The following is a 4879-nucleotide window of genomic DNA, read 5'->3' as shown; positions in this document are numbered from 1 at the left end:
CGTCAGTTGCATGGATCACTCCTCAACGTAGCTGTGTAGTGTCGCGCATCTGGGGACGTTGTTCAGAGGTTCCCTAAGCGACGCTAACACTTTGCCGCCATTGATCGCCGGCCGATCGCCGCTGTTGCCCGATCGATCAACGGCGCTGTCGTGACGGACCCGATGCAGCCGGATCGGACGCAGTGGTTTCCGTCTGCGGTGCAGCGTTGTCTTTGTCCTCTCGCCGCACCGCATCGCCTGAGGTGCTGTCGATCAATATCACTGGTACCTGCGAGCGCCGACGCTGTTCGACGCGATAAGGCAATGGGCCGAGTGCTTCACGCAATGCGCTCAGCGCCGGGTCCACGCCACGCAGCGGATACCACAGCCCGATCAGGCTGAAATGGCGGCTGTAGCGCAGCGTCTGGGTGCTGCCCACCCAGAGCGGTTGCGCGTCCGGTTGCAAGCGTGCGGCGGCTGGCCACAAACGCAGCACATGCACATGGCCGGGCGCGGCATGACGCACCATCAGCAATGCTTCCACGTGCGTATCCAAAGTGGCCGGCAGAATCGGCACCTCGTCCGGGCGTCCGCTGACATCAAGCAGATGCAGCGCTTGTTCCCAACCGGCCTGCGGTTGCACCCGCCAACCGCGCGCTTCGAGCTGACGCTGCAGCGGTGCCAGCGGGCCGGCCAGTTGCACGTCCAGCGGCCAGCGCTGGTCGTCGTCGAATTCGTTGCGGCGTGCGGGCAGCAGGCGCCACTGGCCCTTCCACCAATCACTGGCGGGCAACTCCATCGGCAACGGCGGCGGCGGTTCGAACCTGGCCAGCTTGCTTCCCAGATTGCGCGGCGCCAACACGATCGCGCAGGTCAGGAACACACCATAGAAAATCCACGACACCGGCTTGACCCAGAACGCACGCGTTGCGCGCCGACGGTAGGCGATGCCCAGCACCAGCAGCCAGAAGATGCCGAACAACATGCCGCCGACCACGTCGCTGAGCCAATGCGCGCCCAGGTACAGCCGTGCAAACCCAATGAGCGAGACGATTGCGCCACTGACCAGATACGGCCACACCCGGCGCCGACCGGGCAACTCGCGCGCGATCAGCAACGCGAAGAAGCCAAAACCAATCGTGGCCATGGTGACCGCCACCGACGGGAACCCGAAGCCGCTACTGGCCGCAGGCGGGTGCACCACCTGCACGGTGGCGCCTAGCAACTGGGTCAACGCAAGGCCAAAGGCCAGCGCGATCACCCAATGCGCCACCGCCATCCAGCGTCGGCGCCAGGCCAGGTAGCCCATCGCCGCGGCGATCGCCGGCAACAGCACCTGCCAATCGCCCAGCGAGGCTAGCGCCACCATCGGGTAATCGGCCAGCGGGTTGCGCAGCGCCAGCATCAGATCGTGCACGGCCAGGTCCACGCGCAGCGGCTCGCCATGCGCCAGCACCACCATCAGCAGCACGAACAAGCCCCAGCCCAGCAACAGCAACATCAACGCCATCATCGCCAGCGGCACCGACTCGCGACGGTGCGGGTCGAACACGCCGACCGACCAGTTGCCCAGCACCGGATGCCGATGCGACCACGCCAGCAGCCGCGCCAACAACGCATCCAGATGGCCGGCCGACCATCGATACGAGTACAGCACCACTGCCCAGGCCAGCCCGATCACCGCCATCAATAGCGTGACCACCACGAACAAGCGCCCGGCCACCGCAGCTACCGCATCGTAGGCGGTGCCCAAGACCCAGCCGGGCACCAGAAACAGCAGCGCCCACGAGATGCAGGCCAGGCCGCTGGCGAACAGATAGCGTTTGAACGGCATGTGCGACATGCCCGCGATTGCCGGCACGAACGGGCGCACAGCGCCCACATAGCGGGCGATCAGGATGCTCTTGAAGGCATTGCGCCGGAACAGCAGCTCGCCGCGTTCCAGCAATTGCGGGTAGCGGCGGAAAGGCCAATAGGTATGCAACTGGTGGCCCCAGCGATGGCCCACCCAGAAGCTCAGCGCGTCACCGATGAAGGCGCCCAGCGTGGCGCAAACCACCGCATATGGCCCATTGATCTGCCCGAGCCCGATCAGCACGCCGATGGCAAACAGCAACGGCAGCGCAGGCACGATGGCGCCAAGCACGATCACCGCATCGCAAAATGCGATAGCAAAGATCACCACGCCAGCCAAGGTGGGGTGGTGCCAGATCCACTCCAGCGTGGCGTCGATCCATGAATTCATTCCCCGNGGGGGGCTTGCGCCGCCCTCACATCGGCCTGCCTGCTTCACCTCAGCTTGCGAGCGAGCACCGCCGCACGCATGCATGAGGTCCGCAGCAGCCGCGCGCTGTAGGGCGAGGCAGACGGCCCGCCTACAATGGGGGATGAGTGACGATCCCGCCGGCAATCTGCCGCTGAAGTCCGATACCTTCGGGCGCATCCTGTTGATCCGCGAAGGCGATCGCGTGTTCGTGCGGCGTGACCTGAGCGTGGCGCCGTGGTTGTTGCGCAGTGTGGCCTGGTGGTTGGCGCGGCGCGAAGCCTTGGCCTTGCGTCAGCTGGATGGCATGCCGCGTACGCCGCAGCTGTTGCGCTGGGATGGTCGCCAACTGGATCGCAGCTATCTGACCGGCGATGCGATGTACCAGCGCCCGCCGCGCGGCGATCTGGCCTACTTCCGCACCGCGCGCAAGTTGTTGCAGCAGCTCCATCGCTGCGGCGTGGCGCACAACGACCTGGCCAAAGAAGCTAACTGGCTGGTGCAGGACGACGGCAGCCCGGCGGTGATCGATTTCCAGCTGGCGGTGCGCGGCGATCCACGCGCGCGCTGGATGCGTCTGCTTGCACGCGAAGACCTGCGCCACCTGCTCAAGCACAAGCGCATGTATTGCCCGGCCGCGATCACTCCGGTGGAGCGCCACGTGCTCAAGCGCACCTCCTGGGTCCGCGAGGTGTGGTTCGCCACTGGCAAGCCGGTCTACCGCTTCGTGACCCGCCGCGTGTTGCATTGGGAAGACAATGAAGGGCAGGGGCCGAAGCCGTGAAGTGCCGGGATTGGTTATGCGTGATTGGGGATTTGTAAGAGCGGATGGCTTGGGCTGCGAGGTTTGTCGGCCGGATTGGGGCAAGGCGAGGAGCTTTTGCGAATCCCGAATCCCGTGACGTTATTGCTCGGGCTGTAAGCTCTGTAAGCTCACAAATCCCCAATCCCATCTCCCCCAATCACATGACCTTATCCGGAAAAACCCTGTTCATCACCGGTGCCTCGCGCGGGATTGGCTTGGCGATTGCGCTGCGAGCGGCGCGCGATGGTGCCAATGTGGCGATTGCGGCCAAATCGGCCGTGGCCAATCCCAAGTTGCCCGGCACCATCCATAGCGCGGCCGAGGCGGTGATTGCGGCCGGTGGGCGGGCGCTGGCGCTCAAGTGCGATATCCGCGAAGAAGACCAGGTGCGTGCGGCTGTGGTGGCCACGGTCGAGACCTTCTGCGGTATCGACATCCTGGTCAACAACGCCAGCGCGATCTGGTTGCGCGGCACGCTGGACACGCCGATGAAGCGCTTCGATCTGATGCAGCAGGTCAATGCGCGCGGCAGTTTTCTGTGCGCGCAGGCCTGTCTGCCGCATCTGCTGCAGGCGCCCAATCCGCACATCCTTACGCTGGCGCCGCCACCGTCGTTGAACCCTGCGTGGTGGGGCGCCCATACCGGCTACACCTTGGCCAAGATGGGCATGAGCCTGGTGACCATGGGGCTGGCAGCCGAGTTCGGCCCGCAAGGCGTGGCGATCAATGCGCTCTGGCCGCGCACCGTGATTGCCACCGATGCGATCAACATGATTGATGGTGTGGATGCGGCCGCGTGTCGTCGGCCGGAGATCATGGCCGACGCTGCGCATGCGGTGCTGACGCATGAGGCGGCCGGCTTTCATGGCCAGTTTCTGATCGATGACGAGGTGCTGGCGCAAGCCGGCATCACCGACCTGAGCGGCTATGCGGTCGATTCGTCGCGTGCGTTGCTGCCGGATCTGTTTCTCGGCTGAGCGGCGAATGCCGCATCGCTCGCTGTTGGCTGGATCCGGGGAGGCACATGCGAATCAGCGCGCGTGGGCAGATCGATTCGGCGCATCGGCAGCGCTCGACCATCGGCCACGCCGTCGTTTGTCAGTCGCTCCGTATGAAGTCCTGGTGCAGTTCCGTCGCCGCTTCACGCAAGCGTTTTTGGACATTACCCGCCCGGCTGGACACAATGACGCATGCTCTCGATTGAGCATAAAAAGTTCACAGTAGTGTTTGCTATCCCGCGCAGCTGAAACGGTTTCCGACAAGGATGTACAGCGCTTGTCTTCGATGTTCCGTGTGCTTGCTCTGGCTGTTTCCGTCTCCGTTCTGGCTGCCGCCTGTGGCGATCAATCGCAGCAGCCTGCAACCGATGCCGCTACCAAAACCGCTGAAAAACAGCTGGATTCCTCGCAAGGCGTGACCGCCAAGCTCAGTGCCTACATCGACTGCTTCAACCGCGTCGATGCCCATGTGCATACCGGTGCCAAGCACTACACCGGTTGGATGCAGGACCCGTTTGCTGGCCCAATCGGCCGCGGCCGCGAGGGGGGGGCATGACCGGCCCGTACGACATCGACGACGACATGAAGCAGTGCGATGCGCCGGTCAGCGCGGCCGCTGCGGCAAAACCATCCGCTGGCGGCACTGGATACGGCGGCACGTGACTAGGCAGTCTCCGACGTCCCCCCCGCCCTGAGTAGCGGTCAGGTTTAGAGTCCGGGGGGGATGATAGCGGTGTTGGCCAGATCTTGGGCATAAGAGCCCGTTCAAAGTCTTCCCGAATTATCCGATCATATGGAGATGAGAGCACGCTATCCCAGTGACGTCAGCCGCGA

4 protein-coding genes are annotated in these 4879 nt (G+C 64.3%); 3 read left to right on the top strand and 1 reads right to left on the bottom strand.

The window, feature by feature from the left end:
• Positions 1-136 precede the first annotated feature (136 nt).
• Positions 137-2224 carry a bifunctional DedA family/phosphatase PAP2 family protein gene (locus tag XpopCFBP1817_RS19515; RefSeq protein WP_128418355.1) on the bottom strand — a complete coding sequence of 696 codons (2088 nt, stop codon included), beginning with the start codon at positions 2222-2224 and terminating at the stop codon, positions 137-139.
• 142 nt (positions 2225-2366) lie between these two features.
• Between XpopCFBP1817_RS19515 and XpopCFBP1817_RS19510 the strand changes: the two genes are divergently transcribed.
• From XpopCFBP1817_RS19510 to XpopCFBP1817_RS19500, 3 genes are all read left to right on the top strand, one after another.
• Complete coding sequence (locus XpopCFBP1817_RS19510; RefSeq protein ID WP_128418354.1) at positions 2367-3026, top strand: serine/threonine-protein kinase; 660 nt, start codon at positions 2367-2369, stop codon at positions 3024-3026.
• A gap of 182 nt (positions 3027-3208) precedes the next feature.
• Positions 3209-4024: an SDR family oxidoreductase gene (locus tag XpopCFBP1817_RS19505; RefSeq protein ID WP_128418353.1), complete on the top strand. Its 816-nt coding sequence runs from the start codon at positions 3209-3211 to the stop codon at positions 4022-4024.
• Between the two features lie 298 nt (positions 4025-4322).
• Complete coding sequence (locus tag XpopCFBP1817_RS19500) at positions 4323-4601, top strand: YiiG family protein (protein ID WP_244171261.1); 279 nt, start codon at positions 4323-4325, stop codon at positions 4599-4601.
• Positions 4602-4879 lie beyond the last annotated feature (278 nt).

This window comes from Xanthomonas populi (assembly GCF_002940065.1).
In the GTDB taxonomy this organism is placed as follows: domain Bacteria; phylum Pseudomonadota; class Gammaproteobacteria; order Xanthomonadales; family Xanthomonadaceae; genus Xanthomonas; species Xanthomonas populi.
The sequence above is the reverse complement of the archived record's forward strand: the minus strand, read 5'-3'. Positions and strand labels throughout refer to the sequence as shown.

What these genes read in the sequence shown, in the direction of transcription:
- XpopCFBP1817_RS19515 (WP_128418355.1), bottom strand. Translation starts at nt 2,224, where the DNA reads ATGAATTCATGGATCGACGCCACGCTGGAGTGGATCTGGCACCACCCC.
- XpopCFBP1817_RS19505 (WP_128418353.1), top strand. Translation starts at nt 3,209, where the DNA reads ATGACCTTATCCGGAAAAACCCTGTTCATCACCGGTGCCTCGCGCGGG.
- XpopCFBP1817_RS19510 (WP_128418354.1), top strand. Translation starts at nt 2,367, where the DNA reads ATGAGTGACGATCCCGCCGGCAATCTGCCGCTGAAGTCCGATACCTTC.